The sequence below is a fragment of the Pseudomonas sp. LH21 genome, assembly GCF_036549575.1.
Taxonomy (GTDB): Bacteria; Pseudomonadota; Gammaproteobacteria; order Pseudomonadales; family Pseudomonadaceae; genus Aquipseudomonas; species Aquipseudomonas peradeniyensis.
In genome coordinates this window covers 3204353-3224150 of sequence record NZ_CP144367.1, presented here as the reverse complement: position 1 = coordinate 3224150, position 19798 = coordinate 3204353, and the positions used below count along the sequence as shown (strand labels likewise).

Below are 19798 nucleotides of genomic sequence, written 5' to 3'. Positions count from 1 at the left end.
GTTACCTCATCACGGATTGAGTCAAGAACTTGCTCGTGGTTGAGTACGCGCAGAGTGACAGGGTTCAATGCTTACGATGGCTGGCATCATCGCGTGTGCTCGCGAAGCGGTAGTCGTAGCTTTACTGTTGCCAAAAGGCCTCACTTGGCAGGAATGATCGAAATCTTTCCATTGCGTTCGACGATGGCGAACTTGACCTGCTCAATGTTCTCGATGCCTTGGCTGTCCCGCGCTGACTCAAGGATGTCGTCCTCCGTAAGGCGTGCCCGACGCATGCGGTGATGCAGAAAGCGCCCATTCTCGACAACCAGGGTAGCGTGCCCATCCAGAAACCTGGCCAAGGGCTTGGAGTTGAGCTTTGCGAGCGAAAGGCCGACGTCCAGAACGATCAGCGTGGCAATCACCAGCATGGCATTGGTGAACGAAAAGTCCTCGCCCAGAAGCGCCTGTTGGGTGGCTTCCCCGATGATCAGCAGCAAGACGAAGTCAAAGGTCGTCAGGTCGGCCAGCGAGCGCCGCCCGGCTACGCGAAACAGCAGCATGAGGGCGACGTACATCCCGGCTGCGCGGAGGATCGAATCCATGACGCACTCCTAGGGGTAAAGGAATGTGGAGAAACGAACGGCGCTTTTGGGGCCAGCCCTGACGCTGCCCTCCAGAGTGCCTACGTGCTCGCTTCGAAGGGTCAGGTACAAGGTGGCCACGCCATCTTGCCTTGTACCCAATTGGAACAGCATGGCCTGGCCATGCGACATCGACCGTTGTGGCTCCGGCTGTAACGTCTCGATACTGGCGTCACGAAGCAATGATCCTGCGAGTTGCACCTCTACCGGCTGACCAGGGGTGCCCTGAACGGTGATGAAAAGGCTATCTGTCGTGCCGCTTCGGCTGAGGCGCTGATACTCAACCCGTACCCTGCCATCCTGGCTCACCACCTCGGCATCGCTCAACGGGCCGTTACCGAACAGACCTGCCAAGGCAAGCAGTACCATGGTCACGAGTACATACCACCCCACGCGCTCGAAGCGCCAGACGCGCTGCTGCATCGGTATGTCTTCTTGAACAGGGTGACGCCGGGATACCAGTTCATCTTCCGACATGATCACAGCCCTCAAGCGCGCTCACCGTGTAACCAGCGCTGGTGATAGTGGGAAACCTGGGTCAGACCGAACAGGGCGCCTTCGCGCATGACTTCAGATCGCTCGCCGAAGAACCGTCGAGTGCGTGTGAAAACGGCAATTGGATCGCCGGCGAAAGCCCACGCAAAGCACATCGTCCCCGGCGGTATTCCGGATTCGGGCGCCGGGCCGGCAACCCCGGTGCTGGCGATAACCACATTGGCATCGCTGTCTCGCAAGGCGCCCAAGGCCATTTCCCAGGCCACTGCTTCGCTGGTCAAGCCGTATCGTTCGATGGTTTCGGCGCTGACGCCCAACAGGCGTTTCTTGGCGCTGGGTGAGTAGACGACGTAGCCGCTTTCCAGCACCTCTCCGGTACCCGGTACCGCCGCCAGCAAAGCCACCATGCAGCCCGCAGTGCACGATTCTGCTGTGGTCAAAATCAGTTTGTTGTTCTTGAGATAGCCGAGGGCGGCCAGTACAGGGTCGTTTGCCATTCCAGTGTCGACTCGCTTGTTTTGCGGTGGACGCGATCCTGGGGTATTTGGTTCATCGCATCTATTGCCCGGCTATCTCGAGAAGTGAATGTGACGTGAACTTTGCCCGTGCTTCGGCTTCCCTAGTTCAAAGGCAATGGCAGGAGAGCAACATGAAGAAAGTGAGCGATAGGCAAAAGGAGTCTGCGCAGACCAGGCCGCATGGGGAAGAAGAGCGAGACAACGATGCTCATCGTCCGGATGGATCCACCGGTACATCACATGACTCGACAGCGCAAAAAACGGCCCGTGATCACGATCGGGACAAACACTGAAACTGCCACGCAAAAAGGAGGCCCGCCAGCACGGCGAGCCTCTTTGCGCTAAAGGATCGGTTTGCCGCCAGTCACCGCGTAACGTGAGCCACTGATGTAACTGGCCTCGTCGGAGCCCAGCAGCACGTAGATCGGCGCGACTTCGACCGGCTGCCCCGGCCGCCCCATCGGGTAGCTGGAACCAAAGTTCTTGACGGCCTCGTCCGGCATGGTTGCCGGAATCAAAGGCGTCCAGATAGGGCCTGGCGCGACACTGTTGACCCTGATGCCTTTCTTGCCCAGCAACTGAGCCAAGCCAGCAGTGAAATTGGCAATGGCCCCCTTGGTCGTGGCATAGGCCAGCAGGCTGGGGGATGGATCGTCGGAGTTGACCGAGCTCGTATTGATGATCGAACTGCCCTTGGGCATGGAAGGCAGTGCCGCCTGGCAAATACGGAAGATGGCGGTGATATTGGTATCGAACGTTTTCACCCATTCATCATCGTCGATTTCCTCCAGGGTCTCGTGGGACATCTGGAATGCCGCGTTGTTGACCAGGATGTCGATACGCCCGAACTGGCGGACGGTCTTTTCGACGATGTCGTAGCAGTGCTGTTTCTGCGCCAAGTCTCCGGGCAACAGCAGGCATTGACGGCCCGCGGCCTCGACCCAGCGCGCGGTTTCTTGCGCGTCTTCATGCTCATTCAGATAAGCGATGGCGACGTCGGCACCTTCCCGGGCATAGGCAATCGCGACTGCCCGCCCGATGCCGCTGTCTGCTCCGGTGATGAGTGCAATTTTGCCTTCCAGTCGATTGTGGCCGGCATACGACTGCTCACCACAATCCGGGTAGGGTTCCATCTTGCGCTGTGAGCCGGGGACATTTTGAGGCTGTGAAGGGAAGGGCGGGGTAGGGAAGTCTCGCATGGTCAAAGCTCCTGCAGTTGAGAACGTTCATACCGGTTCGAGAGGCCGGGCCCCGGCGTGTTGGTTTCAATCTACGGTTGATACGACGAGCGGTGCGGGATACCAATCCAATTGAATTTCACGCCCCATCGCCGTTCTACCGAGCTCAGCTCCAGGCGCATCTCGTCGTTCGGAGCCCAACTCCCGGAGTAGCAAGTGCCTCGAATCATTACCCCAACGACCCCTGAACACGAGATCAGCGAGCACAATGCCAGGATGTTTGGCTCTCCCAAGGAGCGTCTGGACTTTTACCGGCGTGAGATCCAGTACGAAACCAGCATCCTGGCCAACCGCACCGACGCCTACCTGGCGGCGCAGTCATTCCTGGTCATCGCCTTCGTCTCCTCCATGGGCAACCTAAATCAAGGATGGGGCGAGATGTTCACCCTGATCGTGCCTGCGTTCCTCGCCCTGCTCGGGGTATTGAGCTCGCTCAATGCCTGGCCTGGCATCCGTGCGGCCTACAACATCATCGATCATTGGCAGCTCAAGCAAAGCCATCTGCTGCGCAGCGAGCCGTTGATGGGGTTGGCTTACGACGAATCGCCGCTGTTCTGCGAGGCGGAAACCTCGCGTGCAGGCCATCGGAAATCACTGCTGTTCTCGCTGCGCACACCGTGGATCTTTCTGGTGTTCTGGGTGCTGCTGGGTAGCTACTCGGTGTACATCCAACTCGCCTGACAGTCCGCTGCATGGATTGGCTGCGCGTCGTCCTGCGAATCCGATGGAATTATCTCTTCCAGGAGTCGCTCAATAGCGTATGAACCAGGGAGCGGATCTTGTGCCAGCACTTCAATTGTACGTAATCGAGTATGACCTTCACGGTGACCATCGGACGTTCATCATCCGCCTGGAGAAAATGGACAACGCCGTGGCTTGGCACTGGGCCAGTTGCGATGCCGGCGTTGGCATCATCCCGAGATTCAGTCAGCAGAAAATCAAGTTGGTCAGTCGACCGATGGCCGAGCGCTACGGCATCGCCAAGGTGAAGTGGCGGCTCGCTGGCGATGGCCCTGAATTCGTGGCGCCACCTATCGACGTCAAAAAGTTTTCGGGCGTTGCTGGAGGTAGTTGAAGTCCAACGCCCGATCCATCTGCCCAGGGCCCAGGGTGCCCGCTGCAGCGCCTGGCACGAGGATGACCTTGCGACAGTCATCCTGCTTCTGATCGAACAACTTGTAGCCCATGGCTGCTTCTTCGAGGGCCAGGCGGTGAGTGACGATCAATTCCGGTTGTAGACGTCCTGCTTCGATGTGTTCCAGCAGTTCGGGCAGGTATTTCTGGACATGGGTCTGGCCCATCTTGAAGGTAAGGCCCTTGTCGAACGCGTCGCCGAACATGAATGCATGAATGAAGCCCGCGTACACTCCAGGGACACTCACGACGCCGCCACGCCGCACGGCTGCAATGCTCTGGCGCAATGCTTTGCCACTGCTGCCTTCAATCTTCAGGGCCGTCATCACCGTTTCGGCAGTGCTGCCCTTGGCCTCGAAACCGACCGCGTCGATCACCGCATCGACCCCGCGCATGCCGGGTGTCTGACGAATGATGCTGTCGGCTGGATCGTCGTCCTGCTCGAAATTGATCGGTATGACGCCGTAAGCCTCGCGGGCGTAGGCCAAGCGGTAATCATTGTCATCGACCATGAAGATGGTCTGCGCGCCGAGCATTCGCGCGCAGGCGGCGCTCAGCAAGCCCACTGGCCCGGCGCCGTAGACTGCCAACGTTGAACCCGGGCCAATCTCGGCGTTGATGACTGCCTGCCAAGCGGTGGGCAGAATGTCCGAGAGGAACAGCACCTTGTCATCGGCCAGCTCGGTGGGCACTTTGAACGGGCCGACGTTGGCCTTGGGTACCCTCACGTAATCCGCCTGACCGCCAGGGATACCGCCATAGAGATGGCTATATCCAAACAGCGCGGCGCCTGGGGGAATCCCCTTCTTGTTGATGATCGCACCACGACCTGTGTTGGTGGTTTCACAGGCTGCGAACAGGTCGTGCTGGCAGAAGAAACTGCTGCCGCAAGCGATCACGAAGGGAATCACTACGCGGTCGCCGATCTGCAGATTGGTGACGGCCTTGCCGGTATCTTCGACGATGCCCATGAATTCATGGCCGAAGATATCGCCCGCTTCGGTTTCTGGAATTTTTCCTCGGTAGAGGTGCAGGTCGGAACCGCAAATGGCCGTAGCGGTGACCCTGAGGATGATGTCGTCTTCTTGCTCGATGATGGGATCAGGGACGTTATCGACCCTGACGTCGTTTGCTCCGTGGTAGGTCAGTGCTCTCATGAAAATCAGCTCCTGCAGCCGCGTGTTTGCGTTATCGGTATGCAGGGGAAGCCATGACGGACAGTAAAGTTCAGACCAACAAGTCTGGCGGTACTGATTTGTTGCAGCCCCGAAAATTGGCTGAACCATTCAGATCATCTTGATATCTGAGCAATCATCGTCGTGCCGAGGAGCGCGAGGTGCTGGTGCGGACGATCCTGCCGATCGGGCTGCTGCTGACCGCAAAGCAGGTGGGGGGACTTGGCCCCCGCCCGCTCAGAGCACTTTGTCGAGCGTGATCGGAAACTCCCTCACACGTTTGCCTGTGGCGTGGTAGACCGCGTTGGCCACCGCAGCGGCTACCCCAACGACACCGATTTCGCCCACGCCCTTGGAACCCAGTTCGTTGACAATGTCATCGTGCTCTTCAACGAAGATCACTTCGATATCCCCGCAGTCTGCATTGACCGGGATGTGGTACTCCGCCAGGTTGTGATTGACGATGCGACCCAACCGATGGTCGGTCAACGCCGCTTCGTGCAGGGCCATGCCAACCCCCCATATCACGCCCCCCAGGATCTGGCTGCGCGCGGTTTTTGGGTTGACCACCCGTCCTGCCGCCACAGCGCTGACCACTCGGGCTACCTTGATCGTGCCAAGGTCCTCATCGACGTGGACTTCCACGAATACCGCCGAATGGGTGGCGGTGGAGAACGGTTGGCGCCTGGCGCCGGGCTCGGCGTCGATCTGCACTTCGAACGCACCGGCGGGTGCGCTGGCGACGATGTCCGCCAATGCCAGGCGATGGCTGCCCGCGTGCAGATAGCCGTCGGCGATAACGATCTGCTGCCGGGCAGTGCTGGCCACCTGGGGGTACATGTTGCGCGCATGTTCCAGCACCTTGGCGCGCAGTACCTGGCAGGCCTGGCGCACCGCCGAGCCCACCGACGACACCGTGAATGATCCACCCTGAAGCGGTGCGGTGGGGAGTGAAGAGTCGCCCAGCACGAAGGTGACATCCTGCACCCTGACGCCAGCAGCATCGGCTGCGATCTGGGTCATGACGGTATAAGTGCCGGTCCCGATATCGGTGGTGGCACTGCTGACGATGAGGTGGCCCTGGGCATCGATGCGCGCCCTGGCGCTGGCCTTCATCTGCATGGCTTCCCAGACGCCGCCGGCCATCCCCCAGCCGAGCAACTGGTTGCCCTTGCGCATGCTGCGCGGTTGGGGCGTGCGGTTATGCCAGCCAAAACGGTCGGCACCTTGCTGGTAGCACGCCAGCAACTCCTTGCTGGAGTAGGGCTTGCCTTCGTTGGCATTGTTGTTGGTGAAATTGCGCCGGCGCAGGTCAAGCGGGTCAATCTGGGCCGCACAGGCGAGTTCATCCATGGCGCACTCCAGCGCAATCATCCCGGACGCAGCCCCAGGTGCCCGCATGTCCAGCGGGGTGTACACATCGAGCGAGGCCAGGCGATAGCTGAGCGCAACGTTGTCGCACTGGTACAGCATGCCGCTCCATTCGACCAGGTGTTCGGTGAAGTCCTCGAAGCGGGAGGTCTGGCCAAGCGCATCATGAGCGATCGCCAGCAAGCGCCCGTTTGCGTCTGCACCCAGGCGCATGCGTTGCTCGGTGCGGGGCCGGTAGCCAAAGGTGAACATCTGCTGGCGGGTCAGGGTCACGCGCACCGAGCGCTTCAGGTGCAACGCCGCCATCACTGCCAGCGGCAACTGGTACTGCGGGCGCAAACCCGAGCCGAAGGCGCCGCCGACGAATGCCGCACGCACGCGGATGTCTGCCTTGGACAACCCGAACACCTTGTGCAGGTAGTCCTGGCAGTTCTGCGTACCTTGGGTCTTGTCGTGGATTTCCAGAGTGCCGTCGGCCTTATAGTGCACGGTCGACGCATGGGGCTCCATCGGGTTGTGGTACTCGTTGGCTGTCAGGTAGGTGACATCCACCTGCACCGGCGCCCCGGCAAACTGCCCGGCGAAGTCGCCACGTGGCGCCGGTGTTTCGGCGGGTGCCGCATGCGACTGTTGGCATGCGTCCAGGTCTGTCTGGTGAGCCTCCTCGGCATAGTCGATTTTGATCAGCGAGCCTGCATACCGGGCCAGTTCGAGGGTTTCGGCGATCACCAGCGCCAGCGGTTGCCCACTGTACAGCACTCGATCGTTGAACAAGGGCCGAAACGGCGAACCCTTGGCAGAGTCCGCATCGCTGTAGTCGTCGTCATAACTGGATATATGCGGGCGATGGCCATGGTCGAGCACGGCGATTACCCCGGGCACGCGCATGGCTTGGGTAATGTCGATGTCGAGTATCCGGCCGCGGGCGATGGTACTGGACACGACGCTGCCGTGCAGCAGGCCCGCCTCGGGGTATTCGCCCGCATAGCGGGCCTGCCCGGTGACCTTCGTCACACCGTCCACGCGGTCCAGGGGTGTGCCGACTACGGGTGTGCTTTTGATCATGAGCGTGCCTCCCCGCCAGCGGTGCCGCGCGCCGCGTCATCCAATGCCCGCACGATTGCTCGCTGAGCGAGCGTTACCTTGAAACCGTTGTGGCTCAGGGGTTGTGCACCTTGCAGCAACGTTTGCGCGGCGCGGGTGAAGAGTGCTTCAGATGGCACCTGGCCGGCCAGCATGCGTTCGACAACCGGGTCCCGCCAGGGCTTGTGGGCAACGCCGCCCAGCGCCAGGCGCGCCTGCTGGATCACTTCGCCATCGAAGTTCAAGGCTGCAGCGACTGACACCAGCGCGAACGCGTAGGAGGCGCGGTCGCGTATTTTCAGATAACGGTAATGGTGTTCGAACAGCGGGGGCGGCAGCTCGATGCCTGTCACAAGCTCATCGGATGCCAGGTGATTGTCGCGCTCGGGCGTGTCCCCGGGCAGGCGATGGAAATCCGCGAAGGGGATCTGCCGTTCACCGGACGGCCCCTGTACGTGCACCACGGCTTCGAGCGCTGCCAATGCCACGCACATGTCCGAGGGATGAGTCGCGACACAGGCATCGCTGGCACCGAGAATGGCATGGATACGGTTCGACCCTGTACGCGCGGGGCATCCGCTGCCGGGTTCACGTTTGTTGCAGGGGGTGCCGGTGTCGTAGAAGTAATAGCACCGGGTACGTTGCAGCAAGTTGCCACCGGTGCTGGCCATGTTCCTCAACTGCGGTGAAGCCCCAGCCAGGATAGCGTCCGACAGCAGTGGATAATGCTGCTCGATCATGGGGTGCCAGGCCAGCTCGGCATTGCTCACCAGAGCACCGATCTGTACGCCGCCGTTCAAGGTGGGATGGATACCGTTCAGCTCAAGGCCGGTGATATCGATGAGCCGCTCGGGACGAACGACGTTTTCCTTCATCAGGTCGACAAGGTTGGTGCCCCCGGCAATGAAATGCGAGCGGGTGTCAGCCAAGCTCACCGCTTCGCGGACTGATGCGGGCTTGTAGTAGTTGAAGGGCATCATGAATTTGGCCCCCGTTGCGGCTGGGCTGCGCCTCTCATCAACGGCAGCGCTTCTTCCACCGCTGCGACGATGTTGCCGTAGGCACCACAACGGCAAAGGTTGCCGCTCATCTGCTCGCGGATGGCCTCGCGGGTGTCTGCACGCCCTTCGTGAGCAAGCCCGACCGCAGAGCAGATCTGCCCCGGGGTACAGTAGCCGCACTGGAACGCATCGTGGGTGATGAAGGCGCGCTGCATCGGGTGCAGGGCGTCACCGCTGGCCAGCCCTTCGATGGTCACCAACTCGGCCCCGTCGCACATGATGGCCAAGGTCAGGCAGGCATTCACGCGTTTGCCGTCGCGCAGCACCGTGCAGGCGCCGCACTGACCATGGTCGCAACCTTTCTTGGTGCCGATCAGGTCCAATTGCTCACGCAGCAGGTCGAGCAAGGTGACCCAGGGATGCACCTGCAGTGTTCGGGGCTGACCATTGAGGGTCAGACAGATGGGGTGCTCTGCAACTCCGTTGGAAGCGATCGCGCTCATGGTAGGTCCTCACGGTCAGGGTTCGCGCAGTCGGCTGCGTCTCAGTTGTGCGACCGGGCCGGCCGAATAAACGTTCAGCCGGCTCGCCGAGGTGTCGCTCATTTCTTGCCAGGCAGCACCGAGCCGAGCACCTGCTTGGCTGTCTGCACGATGATGCCCGCCTGGTCGGGGTCTCCCTTGAGCAAGGTACCGGCAAACTTCTTCGCCTGTTCCAGCGTGATGTGAGGAGGCAGGGGCGGCACGTTCGGGTCGGTCTTGAACTCGATCAGTACTGGTCGATCAGCCGCCAGGGCGCGCTCCCACGCAGCGGCAACGTCCCCTTCGCGATCTACGTAGATACCTTGCAGGCCAATGGACATGGCGAACACATGGTAGGGCACGTCAGGAATTGTCTGCGACGCTTCGAACTTGGGGTCCCCCTCCATGACCCGTTGCTCCCAAGTCACCTGGTTGAGGTCCTCATTGTTGAACACGGCACAGATCCATCGAGGGTTGTCCCATTGCTGCCAGTATTTGGCCACGGTGATCAGTTCGGCGAGGTTGTTCATCTGCATCGCCCCATCGCCCACCAGGGCAATCACAGCCCGTTGCGGGTGGGCGAACTTGGCTGCAATCGCATAGGGCACGGCTGCGCCCATGCAAGCCAGGCCGCCGGACAGCGAGCATTGCATACCCTGGCGAATCTGCAGGTCGCGGGCAAACCAGTTGGCGCAGGAGCCGGAATCGCTGGTGACGATGGCATGGTCGGGCAGGCGAGGGGACAGCTCATGGACCACGCGTTGCGGGTTGATCGGGTCAGCCTTGACCCGGGCGCGCTTGGCCACGGTCTTGTCCCACTGCGCCCGCCAGGTCTCTACCTTGTCGCGCCAGCGCCGGTCGGTCTTGTGCTCGAGCAACGGCAACAGTGCGCGTAATGTTTCGCTGGCGTCGCCGACCAGGTTGACCTCCATCGGATAGCGCAGGCTGAGCATGTCGGGTTGCAGGTCGATCTGCACGCCACGCGCCTGGCCTTCCCTGGGCAAAAATTCGGAATAGGGAAAGCCGGAGCCGATCATCAGCAAGGTGTCGCATTCGGTCATCAGCTGATAGCTGGGTTCGGTGCCGAGCAGGCCTATCGATCCGGTGACCCACGGCAGCTCATCCGGCAGCACAGCCTTGCCCAACAGCGCTTTGGCAACCCCGGCACCCAGTCTTTCGGCGATTGAAATGACCTGGTCTGTCGCCTGCAGTGCGCCAGCCCCCACCAGTATCGCCACCTTGTGCCCAGCGTTTAATACATCGGCGGCGCGCTGCAGGTCTTCTTCGAATGGCAAGACCCGGGGCTTGCTGTAGCCGACTCCGGAATGCACGGTACCGTGGGCCCTCGGTGGTTCGTTGTAGGGTAGATCTTGCAGGTCGTTGGGCAAGATGATGGCGGTAACGCGGCGCTCACCGATGGCTGTGCGCACCGCACGGTCGAGCAGGTGGCGCACCTGCCCAGGTGTCGATGCCTGCTGGACGAACGCACCGGCGACGTCCTTGAACATCGACAGCAGATCCAGCTCCTGCTGATAGTGCCCACCCAGTGCCGCACGGGCTTGTTGACCGACGATGGCCAGTACCGGCTGGTGGTCCATGCGTGCATCGTACAGGCCGGTGAGCAGGTGCGAGGCGCCCGGGCCGGAGGTGGCGATGCACACGCCGAGCTCGCCGGTGAACTTGGCATGGGCGCTGGCCATGAAGGCGGCCATTTCCTCGTGGCGGGCCTGGATGAATTGAATCTTGCCGTTGGCACGGCTCAGCGCGCCGAATACACCATTGATGCCGTCGCCGGGGTAACCGAAGATGCGCCGCACGCCCCATTGATACAATCGCTCCACCAGAAAGTCGCCTACCGTGCCGGTCATTGCCTGCTCCCGTTCTGTTATCGATAGGCGTCTGGAGTTGGCACGTGGCAGGAAAGTTTCATCGGTCTGTGCAGCGGTCTGCCGGCTGGAACCTGGCAACAGCCGACGGGCTCGAAGGTGAACCAATCACTCGATCAGGGAGCGCATCATGACGCTCATGAATACGCAAGATGCCAGCGTGCAGGCCTTGTTTTTCGAAGACGACGGCGCGACGCCGAACAGCCGTTTTCCGGTACTGCTCTACCGGCTGAAACTCGATCGGGCAGGGGATACTGCCAGCGCCTTCGAGGCCCTGTTTGCGGCTCACGAATGGACCCCGCTCTGGCGCGACGGGATCTTCGATTATCACCACTTTCATCCTAACGCCCACGAGGCACTCGGGATTGCCCGTGGGCGGGCCCGATTGACGCTTGGCGGGGAATGCGGGCAAAGCGTGAGCGTGGAGCGGGGGGATGTGCTGGTGCTGCCAGCAGGCACGGGCCATCGCTGCATCGAGTGCAGCGATGATTTCCTGGTGGTCGGCGCCTATCCCCACGGGCAGGAAGATTACGACATTCAACGGCCCGATAGTGCGGCGCACCAGCGTGCCTTGGAGCGCATCGCCAAGGTGCCGCAGCCTGAGCAGGATCCGGTCAGTGGCTTGCATGGCGCGTTGATGACACGCTGGCGATGAGGCTGCACACAAGTTGTATGTGTTTGAGTGTTTTTGGCGCTTGGCTGGGGCTCGGTCAAAGGCTGTCGGGGTCGCCAAAGAACATCTGAATCCGCGAGCGTAACCACCGTTCCGCCGGATCATTGTCCTGCGCTCCACGCCAGGCCATGTGCAGTTCGAAGCTGCGCACCTCCAGCGGCAGGTCCTCCGCCCGCAACCCGCCCGCCGCGGTCAGCGCATCGGCGGTGTAGTCCGGCACCGTGGCGACGATATCGGTCCCTGCCAGCAAACTCCCCAATCCGTTGAACTGCGGCACTGCCAGCACCACGTGGCGCTTGCGGCCTATCTCGTCCAGTGCCTCGTCGATGAACCCCGAGAGGTCGCCGGCGAACGACACCAGGGCATGGGGGCGGGCGCAGAAGTCATCCAGGGTGATGCTGCCGGGCATGCTGTCGGCGCGCAGCAGCTTGGGCATGCTGCGGCGCAGCACCTTGCGCTTGGCGTTGGCGGGGAGTTCGTTGGTGTAGCTCACGCCCACCGAGATCTCGCCCGAGGCCAGCAGGGTGGGCATCAGCAGGTAGTTGACCCGACGCACCACCAGGACGATGCCGGGCGCTTCGGCGCGGATGCGCTTGAGCAGCTGCGGCAGCAGGGCGAACTCGGCGTCGTCGGACAGGCCGATACGGAACACCGCGTTGCTGGTGGCCGGGTCGAAATCGGCGGCGCGGCTGACGGCGGTGGAGATCGAATCCAGCGCCGGCGACAGCAGGGCGAAGATCTCGTGGGCCCGCGCCGAGGGTTCCATGCTGCGGCCGGTGCGCACGAACAGCGGGTCGTCGAACAGGTTGCGCAGGCGCGACAGCGCGGCGCTGATCGCCGGCTGGCCGAGGAACAGTTTCTCGGCGGCGCGGGTCACGCTGCGTTCGTGCATGAGCGTTTCGAACACGATCAGCAGGTTGAGGTCTACGCGACGCAAGTCGTTACGATTCATTCGATGCGGCTCGCCAGAAATGGGGCAGGGGTGAATCTTAAGGCCAAAGGCTGGTACCCTGCACCGATTTCCGGGTGCCAATGCACAGATTTGTCAGGGGCCCAATCAATGACAGGCATGTCGACTATTAACAGCCACTGATGGTCCAACCGTGAAAGCCCGGATAAAGTCCGTGGTAATACGAGATTCACACAGGCGAGGTATGCGATGTCCCGCATGATCCGTTTCCACAAGTTCGGCCAGGCCGATGTGCTCCGTTGCGAGGAGCAGGCCGAACCGTCCCCGGCTACCGGCGAGGTGCAGATCCGCGTCGAGGCGATCGGCGTCAGCTGGTACGACGTGCTCTGGCGGCAGAACCTGGCGCCGTCCCAGGCACGCCTGCCGGCCGGTATCGGCCACGAAATGGCCGGTGTGGTCACCGCCGTGGGCGAGGGTGTGGACGATATCGCGGTGGGCGACCGGGTCGCCAGCTTCCCGGCCACCAGCGCCAACGACCACCCGGTGTACGGCGACGTGATCGTCCTGCCGCGCAGTGCCATCACCCGTTACCCGGATGTACTGACCCCGATCGAGGCCAGCGTGCACTACACGCCGCTGCTGATCGCCTATTTTGCCTTCGTCGACCTGGCGCGGGCCAAGGCTGGGCAGACCGCGCTGGTCACCGACGCCAGCCACTGCGCGGGGCCGGCCTTCGTGCAACTGGGCAAGGCCCTGGGGCTGAAGGTGTTCGCCGCCACCAAGGAACCCGAGCAGCGTGAGTACCTGCTGGGCCTTGGCGCCGACAAGGTGATCGTCACCGAGGAGCAGGACCTGCTGATGCAGATCGGCAAGTACACCGATGGCCGTGGCGTGGACATGGTCCTCGACGGCATGGGCGGCCCGCAGATGTCGCTGCTCGGCGATGTCCTGGCACCGCGTGGCAGCCTGGTGCTGTACGGCCTGCAGGGCGGCAACCAGACGCCGTTCCCGGCTTGCGCGGCGTTCCAGAAGAACATCCAGTTCCATGTGCACTGCATCGGCAACTTCACCGGCAAGCCGGAGCTGGGCATCGCCCAGGACCAGGTGGCCCTGCAGCGGGCATTGCGCGACATCAACCAGTTCACCGCCGACCAGCTGCTGACACCGCAGATCATCAAGGTGTACCCGTTCGAGCAGGTGGTCGAGGCGCATCGGCACATGGACGAGTGTCCGTGTGGCGGGCGGGTGGTGCTGGATATGGGGGCTCACTGACGCCTCAGGTCGTACGCGGTCCCTGTAGGAGCGGCCTTGTGCCGCGAAAGGGGTGCGAAGCACCCCCACGATTTGTGCATCAAGCAGATATCGCCGGGGCCGCTACGCGGCCCTTTCGCGACACAAGGCCGCTCCCACAGGGGACGTGTAGCCTGCAGGGCTGAGACATCAGCCAAATTTAGCTAAATGTCCTACTAGGCTTTAGGAAGTTTCCTTCAAGCTCGGTTTGCTATTCATCTGCCAGAATCGGACTTCATTTCGAAGCCGTCAGGGAGATGGAGCGATAGCATGACCGAGACCCACGACCAAGCCATGCACTATGTCTACCAGCAAGTCCTGCAGCGCCTGCTGGAGCACATGACCCAGGCCCAGCGCGCCTCGGTGCAGCTGCTGGTCCAGCGATTGCTGGTCATCGCCGGCGGCCAGGAATACGTCGGCAACGTCCGGGTGCTGGTGCTGCACGGCGTCGACCGGCGCAGCGCGCATCTGCTGGCCTGCCTGCGCGCCGCGCAGTTGAGCATCGCCCTGCGCCATGGCGCCACCTGCCGCCTGCGCGTGCTGGCGGCCCGTCTGCCGACCCTCGACGATACCGCCCTGGCCCTTCACGACCGCTGCTTCAGCGCGCTGTTCCTGCACGACGATCCGCGGGTGGAGCTGCTGCGAGCCGATGGTGGGCAGCTCGGCCCGTTCGGTGCCCGCCAGGCCTGCTCGGGCGAGCAACTGGCCGATGCCGGCAACGCCTGGTTGCTGTTCGGCCATCTGGTCGGCGGGCAGCCGGACGCGATGCTCGGTGCCAGGGGTTACCTGGAGCTGGCCAACAGCCTGGGCCAGGCGCTGGCGGGGGAGGTCGGCGAACAGATCCTGATCAGCGCCGTGCCGTTCGCCCAGCGCCATCGCCTGCTGGCTTGGGGACGCCGTTGCCTGCGCCATACCGTGGAGGTGGCCCACGCCTTGACGCCTCACAATGTGCTGGTGGCGGGTCTGGAGCAGTTGGGCGCGGTGCTGGCCGATCCTTGGCAACCGCCGACTTCGCCCGTGCTGCGCCACCCCGGCGGCGAGCCGCGCCTGGTCATGGTCGAGGACCTGTTGCACCACCCGGACGACGGAGGAGCGTTGGACCGCATGCTCGGCCGGCAGGACGTCAAGGGCAGTCAGGCCCAGGGGCCGTCAGGGCTGTTCGATCCCTTGCCGCTGGCCCACCTGCATGGGCTCAAGGCGCAGTACCTCGACCAGCGCAGCTATCGCGAAGGCACCCATATGTTCTTCCAGCGCTTGCGCCAGCCTTCGACCGCCTGGCCCCAGGGGCGGGCCTTGCGCAGCGAGGCACAGGCGCGCCTGGCCGGCGCCTATGGCGTGAGCGAAGCACAACTGGTCTGCCAGCTGTTCACCCCGTTCGAGGCGCAAGGGCACAACCTCGAGACCTTCGTGCTGCGCTGTCATCCGGGCATGCGCGTCGCGCTGCCGTACCTGCACCGTGCCTTGCAGGGTCGTCCTTGCCCGGAGCCGGTCAGCCAGTGGCTGGTTGAAACCAGCGGCCTGCAGCTCGCGCAACTGCGCGGGTTGTATGCCGGTACGCTCAGCCACCAGGCCCGCCGCCTGTTCCAACTGCTGGGCCGACGCGACCTGTGGTTGCGGCCTTTGCCGGCCAGCCCGTGCGGCGGCTATACGCCGTTGCGCGCCGTCGAGTAGGGTTTGTACGAAAAGTAGCCGAGCGGCGATCAGGCAAGGCGAAAACAGGCGAGGAACGGCCGGGGTCGCGCCCGACTTGACTGGTTGTCAATGAGCATTCCGAGCCTGTTTTCAACGCAGCATGATCGTCGCGCAGGCACTTTTCGTACAAAGCCTAGGCCTGCTGCCTGGGTGACGCCCGTAACGATCGTGTGACCGTCGATCCAGCGCGCTTGCCCAGGCATGTGGTCTGTATGTATAACCAGTGCTTGTTCCTCAACACCCGACTTGCACCGTGATCGCCCATTCCGTCGATGATCCCCTGTACTACCTGCACAACTTTCGCCAGGTCCTGAGCTGGGTCGGGCAGCGCTATGCCGACCTGCTGGACCGCGACGAGCACGGTTTCATCCAGACCTTCAGCGAACTGCCGGTGCCCAGTCAGGCCCTGCTGGTGCGCATGGTCATGCGCAAGGGCGAGCTGTTTCGCAGTGACAAGCTCGACTATGCCGAGATTGGTGAGACCGAGGCGGCCCTGGCGCCACTGCTGGTATTGGGTTGGGTGGCCGACGATGCGCCGTTGACCATCGAGCAGCTAGGGGCTTTGCTGCGCAAGGACGAGCTGGCGACGTGCTTCGCCGGGCGACTTCCCAGGCCGCGCGCCGGCAAGGCCGAGCTGCTGGAGCAGTTGCAGGCCCTGGGCTTGCCGCCTGGCCCGCTGGCCCAGTGGTGCCCCGGTTTCCCGCTGCGGATCCTGCACTGGTGCCAGCAGCCGTTGTGCGACCGCTTGCGCCTGCTGTTCTTCGGCAATTTGTACCAGAGCTGGTCGGACTTCGTGCTGGCCGACCTCGGGGTGTTTCGCTACGAACAGGTGGCATTCAGCAACGACTCACGGGCCTTGCGTCAGCGCGCCGAAGTCGACCTGGCCATGGCCCTGCACCAGTGCGCCGAGCGCCTGGAGCAGGGGGGCGCGCCCGCCGAGCTGCTGGCGGCGCTGGACGGTTTTGACGACAGCAACCCCTGGCTGGCCCGGCGCCGGGCGCGCCTGCTGTTCAGCCTCGGCCAACAGTGCGAGCGTCTGGGGGACTGGAACCTGGCACTGCGGATCTATGCTGGCTGCGCGCACCCCGAGGCGCGTATTCGCCAGGTCCGGGTCCACGAGCGCAGCGAGCAATGGCCAGAGGCGCATGCCCTGGCCCAGCACATGGCCCAGGCGCCTGCCAACGCCCTGGAACGCCAGGCCCTGGAACGCCTGCTGCCACGCCTGGCGCGCAAGCTTGGCGGTCCGGCACAGCCGCGCCGGCGCAGCGAGGCGGTGACACTTGTCGAACTGGAACTGCCGGCCGAAATGGCAGCGCTGGGGGTGGAAGAGGCGGTGCGCCAGCATTTGGAGCAGGAAGGCGGCAGCGTTCACTACGTCGAGAACACCCTGTTCAACAGCCTGTTCGGCCTGCTGTGCTGGGAGGCGATCTTCGCCCCGGTGCCGGGGGCGTTCTTCCACCCGTTCCAGAGCGGGCCGCAGGACCTGCACGACGTCGACTTCCAGCAGCGTCGCGCGGCACTGTTTGACGCCTGCCTCGAACGCCTGGACGATGGCAGCCATCGCCAGGCCATCCGCCACTGCTTCCAGGCCAAGCAAGGCCTGCAGTCGCCTTTCGTGTTCTGGCAAATGCTCGACGAGCCGTTGCTCGAACAGGCACTCGAGTACCTGCCGCCCGCGCACCTGAAGGCCTGCTTCCTGCGCCTGCTGCAGGATATCCGTGCCAACCGCGCCGGCATGCCCGACCTGATCCAGTTCTGGCCTGGGCTGGGCGGCTACCGCATGATCGAGGTCAAGGGGCCGGGCGACCGGCTACAGGACAACCAGCTGCGCTGGCTCGAGTTCTGCCATGCCCACGGGCTGCCGGTCGCGGTCTGCCATGTGCGCTGGAGCGATGTGCCGGCATGAGTTACACCGTGGCCGTGCGCGCCCTGTGCGAGTTCAGTGCCAAGGTAGGCGACCTCGACCTGCGCTTCACCCCGTCGCCCACCGCCCAGGAGGGCATTGCCGGGCACCGCCGGGTGGTGGCGCGGCGCGGCGCCGGCTATGAAGCGGAGGTGGCGCTGGAGGGCGAGTACCAGGGGCTGCGGGTCCGCGGTCGCGCCGATGGCTACGATCCGGCGTGCAATCGCCTGGAGGAGATCAAGACCCACCGCGGCGATCTGGTCAGGCAGCCCGACAATCACCGCCAACTGCACTGGGCCCAGGCCAAGGTCTATGCCTGGTTGCTGTGCCAGGCACGGCAGCTCTCGGTGATCGATGTGGCGCTGGTCTATCTCGAGGTCGACAGTGACGCCCAGACAGTGATCAGCGAGCGTTACCAAGCCGATGAGCTCAAGCGCTTCTTCGAGACTCAGTGCCAGCGCTTCCTGGCTTGGGCGCAGGCGCAGGAGCGGCGGCTGAGCGAGCGGGACCGGGATCTTGGCGCGCTGACATTCCCCTATCCCGCATTCAGGCAGGGCCAGCGCCAACTGGCCGAAACGTTGTACAAGGCCGTGAGTACCGGCCGCTGCCTGATGGCCCAGGCCAGCACCGGCATCGGCAAGACCCTCGGTACGCTGTTCCCGCTGCTCAAGGCCGTGGTCCCGCAGCAGTTGGACAAGCTCTACTTCCTTACCGCCAAGACCCCAGGCCGGGCCCTGGCCCTCGATGCGCTGCGCCAGATCACCCGGGCGTCGCCGCAACCAGCCTTGCGCAGCCTCGAACTGATCGCCCGCGACAAGGCCTGCGAGTACCCCGAGAACGCCTGCCATGGCGAGTCCTGCCCCTTGGCGCGGGGCTTCTACGACCGCCTGCCTGCCGCCCGCGAAGCCGCCGCGCAGGTGTCGCTGCTCGACCGCGCCAGCCTGCGCGAGGTGGCCCTGGCGCACCAGGTCTGCCCCTACTACCTGGGCCAGGAGATGGCGCGCTGGGCCGACCTGCTGGTGGCTGACTACAACTACTACTTCGACGCCCACGCCTTGCTGTTCGGCCTGGCCCAGGCCAACCAGTGGCGCACGGCGGTACTGGTGGACGAGGCGCACAACCTGGTCGAACGGGGGCGGCAGATGTACAGCGCCAGCCTCGACCAGGGGCAGTTGTTGGCGCTGCGCCAGAGCAAGCCGGCCGGGCTGGGCAGTGCCCTCGACCGGCTGAACCGGCAGTGGAACGCGCTGTACAAGGCCCAGGTGGCGCCGTACCAGGCCAGCGAACAGCTGCCGGACGCCTTCCTGCGAGCCCTGCAGCAATGCATCGGGCTGATCCAGGAGCGCATGAACCAGGCGCCCGCCGAGGTCGAGCCCAAGGTGCTGGAGTTCTTCTTCCAGGCCCTGCAGTTCTGCCGCATCGCCGAGCTGTTCGACGAGAACTTCCTGTTCGATATCAGCCCGCGCAACGGTCCACGGGGGCGGCGGCTGGCCACGCTGTGCCTGCGCAACGTGGTGCCGGCGCGGCTGCTGGGGCCGCGGATGAGTGCGGCGCGCAGCGTCACGCTGTTTTCCGCCACGCTCAATCCGCGGCACTTCTACAGCGACTTGCTGGGCATGCCCGCCGACACGGCCTGGCTGGAGGTCGCCGCGCCGTTCCGGGCCGAGCAGCTGCAGGTGCGCATCGTCAGCGAGGTGTCCACTCGCTACCAGCAGCGCCAGGCGTCGCTGGCGCCGATCGTCGAGCTGATCGCTGGCCAGTTTGCCGGCCAGCCGGGCAACTACCTGGCTTTCTTCAGCAGCTTCGAATACCTCGAACAGGTGGCGCGGTTGCTGGCCGAGCGCTATGCGGCACTGCCCATCTGGTGCCAGGCGCCTGGCATGGACGAGGCCGGGCGCGAGGCCTTCCTGGCGCGTTTCGTGGAGCACGGGCAGGGGGTGGGCTTCGCCGTGCTCGGTGGCGCCTTCGGCGAGGGCGTGGACCTGCCGGGCACGCGCCTGATCGGCGCCTTCGTCGCCACCCTCGGGCTGCCCCAGGTCAACCCGGTCAACGAGCAGTACAAGCAGCGCCTGGGCCGCCAGTTCGGCGCCGGTTTCGACTACGCGTACCTGTACCCGGGCGTGCGCAAGGTGATCCAGGCCGCCGGCCGGGTGATCCGCGGCGACCAGGACCGTGGCGTGCTGATGCTGATCGATGAGCGCTTCGCCGAGCCCCGGGTGCGGCAGATGTTCCCCGGCTGGTGGCAACTGGGCTGAACGCGGCCATCGCCTGGCGCTGAAACTCCC

The 19798-nt window shown here is 63.6% G+C and carries 17 protein-coding genes; 7 read left to right on the top strand and 10 right to left on the bottom strand.

Going from position 1 to position 19798, the window contains the following annotated elements; all coding sequences use genetic code 11:
• Positions 1 to 140: 140 nt before the first annotated feature.
• The 4 genes from VUG52_RS14620 to VUG52_RS14605 form a co-directional block, all read right to left on the bottom strand.
• Complete coding sequence (locus tag VUG52_RS14620) at positions 141 to 584, bottom strand: DUF421 domain-containing protein (RefSeq protein WP_050705376.1); 444 nt, start codon at positions 582 to 584, stop codon at positions 141 to 143.
• Between the two features lie 9 nt (positions 585 to 593).
• On the bottom strand, positions 594 to 1100 hold the full coding sequence (locus VUG52_RS14615) for a hypothetical protein (protein ID WP_220689816.1): 507 nt from the start codon (positions 1098 to 1100) through the stop codon (positions 594 to 596).
• 11 nt (positions 1101 to 1111) lie between these two features.
• Positions 1112 to 1615, bottom strand: coding sequence for a CinA family protein (locus VUG52_RS14610; RefSeq protein WP_050705378.1), 504 nt, complete (start codon positions 1613 to 1615; stop codon positions 1112 to 1114).
• A 362-nt stretch (positions 1616 to 1977) separates the two neighbouring features.
• Positions 1978 to 2835: a glucose 1-dehydrogenase gene (locus tag VUG52_RS14605; protein WP_050705379.1), complete on the bottom strand. Its 858-nt coding sequence runs from the start codon at positions 2833 to 2835 to the stop codon at positions 1978 to 1980.
• Positions 2836 to 3030: 195 nt separating this feature from the next.
• Between VUG52_RS14605 and VUG52_RS14600 the strand changes: the two genes are divergently transcribed.
• Both VUG52_RS14600 and VUG52_RS14595 read left to right on the top strand, forming a co-directional pair.
• A complete protein-coding gene (locus tag VUG52_RS14600) occupies positions 3031 to 3555 on the top strand; it encodes a hypothetical protein (RefSeq protein ID WP_016486361.1) in 525 nt (174 codons plus the stop codon).
• A gap of 79 nt (positions 3556 to 3634) precedes the next feature.
• Positions 3635 to 3949, top strand: coding sequence for a DUF6555 family protein (locus VUG52_RS14595; RefSeq protein ID WP_028689333.1), 315 nt, complete (start codon positions 3635 to 3637; stop codon positions 3947 to 3949).
• Here the strand turns inward: VUG52_RS14595 and VUG52_RS14590 are convergent.
• The 5 genes from VUG52_RS14590 to VUG52_RS14570 form a co-directional block, all read right to left on the bottom strand.
• Positions 3915 to 5165, bottom strand: coding sequence for a zinc-dependent alcohol dehydrogenase (locus tag VUG52_RS14590; protein ID WP_050705380.1), 1251 nt, complete (start codon positions 5163 to 5165; stop codon positions 3915 to 3917). The two genes, VUG52_RS14595 and VUG52_RS14590, sit on opposite strands and share 35 nt — an antisense overlap.
• Positions 5166 to 5420: 255 nt before the next feature.
• Positions 5421 to 7619 (bottom strand): xanthine dehydrogenase family protein molybdopterin-binding subunit, encoded by a 2199-nt coding sequence (locus tag VUG52_RS14585; protein ID WP_050705381.1) that lies wholly within the window; start codon positions 7617 to 7619, stop codon positions 5421 to 5423.
• The gene (locus tag VUG52_RS14580) at positions 7616 to 8617 is read right to left on the bottom strand and encodes an FAD binding domain-containing protein (RefSeq protein ID WP_050705382.1); all 1002 of its coding nucleotides are present in this window, start codon (positions 8615 to 8617) and stop codon (positions 7616 to 7618) included. The genes VUG52_RS14585 and VUG52_RS14580 overlap by 4 nt, the downstream gene beginning before the upstream one ends.
• Positions 8614 to 9141 carry a (2Fe-2S)-binding protein gene (locus VUG52_RS14575; protein ID WP_050705383.1) on the bottom strand — a complete coding sequence of 176 codons (528 nt, stop codon included), beginning with the start codon at positions 9139 to 9141 and terminating at the stop codon, positions 8614 to 8616. The genes VUG52_RS14580 and VUG52_RS14575 overlap by 4 nt, the downstream gene beginning before the upstream one ends.
• 98 nt (positions 9142 to 9239) lie before the next feature.
• Positions 9240 to 11027: a thiamine pyrophosphate-requiring protein gene (locus VUG52_RS14570; RefSeq protein WP_050705384.1), complete on the bottom strand. Its 1788-nt coding sequence runs from the start codon at positions 11025 to 11027 to the stop codon at positions 9240 to 9242.
• Positions 11028 to 11175: 148 nt separating this feature from the next.
• Here VUG52_RS14570 and VUG52_RS14565 point away from each other — a divergent pair, with 148 nt between their 5' ends.
• Positions 11176 to 11700, top strand: a complete 525-nt coding sequence (locus VUG52_RS14565) for a cupin domain-containing protein (RefSeq protein WP_050705385.1) — start codon at positions 11176 to 11178, stop codon at positions 11698 to 11700.
• 55 nt (positions 11701 to 11755) lie between these two features.
• On the opposite strand, the gene VUG52_RS14560 is transcribed toward VUG52_RS14565, so the two are convergent.
• Positions 11756 to 12670, bottom strand: coding sequence for a LysR family transcriptional regulator (locus tag VUG52_RS14560; RefSeq protein WP_050705386.1), 915 nt, complete (start codon positions 12668 to 12670; stop codon positions 11756 to 11758).
• 207 nt (positions 12671 to 12877) lie between these two features.
• On the opposite strand from VUG52_RS14560, the gene VUG52_RS14555 reads away from it, so the two are divergent.
• From VUG52_RS14555 to VUG52_RS14540, 4 genes are all read left to right on the top strand, one after another.
• Positions 12878 to 13900, top strand: a complete 1023-nt coding sequence (locus tag VUG52_RS14555; protein WP_050705387.1) for a zinc-dependent alcohol dehydrogenase family protein — start codon at positions 12878 to 12880, stop codon at positions 13898 to 13900.
• A gap of 288 nt (positions 13901 to 14188) precedes the next feature.
• A complete protein-coding gene (locus VUG52_RS14550) occupies positions 14189 to 15589 on the top strand; it encodes a hypothetical protein (RefSeq protein ID WP_050705388.1) in 1401 nt (466 codons plus the stop codon).
• Positions 15590 to 15863: 274 nt separating this feature from the next.
• Complete coding sequence (locus tag VUG52_RS14545; protein WP_050705389.1) at positions 15864 to 17516, top strand: VRR-NUC domain-containing protein; 1653 nt, start codon at positions 15864 to 15866, stop codon at positions 17514 to 17516.
• The gene (locus VUG52_RS14540) at positions 17513 to 19768 is read left to right on the top strand and encodes an ATP-dependent DNA helicase (RefSeq protein WP_220689815.1); all 2256 of its coding nucleotides are present in this window, start codon (positions 17513 to 17515) and stop codon (positions 19766 to 19768) included. The genes VUG52_RS14545 and VUG52_RS14540 overlap by 4 nt, the downstream gene beginning before the upstream one ends.
• Positions 19769 to 19798: the final 30 nt, after the last annotated feature.

What these genes read in the sequence shown, in the direction of transcription:
- VUG52_RS14620 (WP_050705376.1), bottom strand. Translation starts at nt 584, where the DNA reads ATGGATTCGATCCTCCGCGCAGCCGGGATGTACGTCGCCCTCATGCTG.
- VUG52_RS14615 (WP_220689816.1), bottom strand. Translation starts at nt 1,100, where the DNA reads ATGTCGGAAGATGAACTGGTATCCCGGCGTCACCCTGTTCAAGAAGAC.
- VUG52_RS14610 (WP_050705378.1), bottom strand. Translation starts at nt 1,615, where the DNA reads ATGGCAAACGACCCTGTACTGGCCGCCCTCGGCTATCTCAAGAACAAC.
- VUG52_RS14605 (WP_050705379.1), bottom strand. Translation starts at nt 2,835, where the DNA reads ATGCGAGACTTCCCTACCCCGCCCTTCCCTTCACAGCCTCAAAATGTC.
- VUG52_RS14595 (WP_028689333.1), top strand. Translation starts at nt 3,635, where the DNA reads ATGAACCAGGGAGCGGATCTTGTGCCAGCACTTCAATTGTACGTAATC.
- VUG52_RS14590 (WP_050705380.1), bottom strand. Translation starts at nt 5,165, where the DNA reads ATGAGAGCACTGACCTACCACGGAGCAAACGACGTCAGGGTCGATAAC.
- VUG52_RS14585 (WP_050705381.1), bottom strand. Translation starts at nt 7,619, where the DNA reads ATGATCAAAAGCACACCCGTAGTCGGCACACCCCTGGACCGCGTGGAC.
- VUG52_RS14580 (WP_050705382.1), bottom strand. Translation starts at nt 8,617, where the DNA reads ATGATGCCCTTCAACTACTACAAGCCCGCATCAGTCCGCGAAGCGGTG.
- VUG52_RS14575 (WP_050705383.1), bottom strand. Translation starts at nt 9,141, where the DNA reads ATGAGCGCGATCGCTTCCAACGGAGTTGCAGAGCACCCCATCTGTCTG.
- VUG52_RS14570 (WP_050705384.1), bottom strand. Translation starts at nt 11,027, where the DNA reads ATGACCGGCACGGTAGGCGACTTTCTGGTGGAGCGATTGTATCAATGG.
- VUG52_RS14565 (WP_050705385.1), top strand. Translation starts at nt 11,176, where the DNA reads ATGACGCTCATGAATACGCAAGATGCCAGCGTGCAGGCCTTGTTTTTC.
- VUG52_RS14560 (WP_050705386.1), bottom strand. Translation starts at nt 12,670, where the DNA reads ATGAATCGTAACGACTTGCGTCGCGTAGACCTCAACCTGCTGATCGTG.
- VUG52_RS14555 (WP_050705387.1), top strand. Translation starts at nt 12,878, where the DNA reads ATGTCCCGCATGATCCGTTTCCACAAGTTCGGCCAGGCCGATGTGCTC.
- VUG52_RS14550 (WP_050705388.1), top strand. Translation starts at nt 14,189, where the DNA reads ATGACCGAGACCCACGACCAAGCCATGCACTATGTCTACCAGCAAGTC.
- VUG52_RS14540 (WP_220689815.1), top strand. Translation starts at nt 17,513, where the DNA reads ATGAGTTACACCGTGGCCGTGCGCGCCCTGTGCGAGTTCAGTGCCAAG.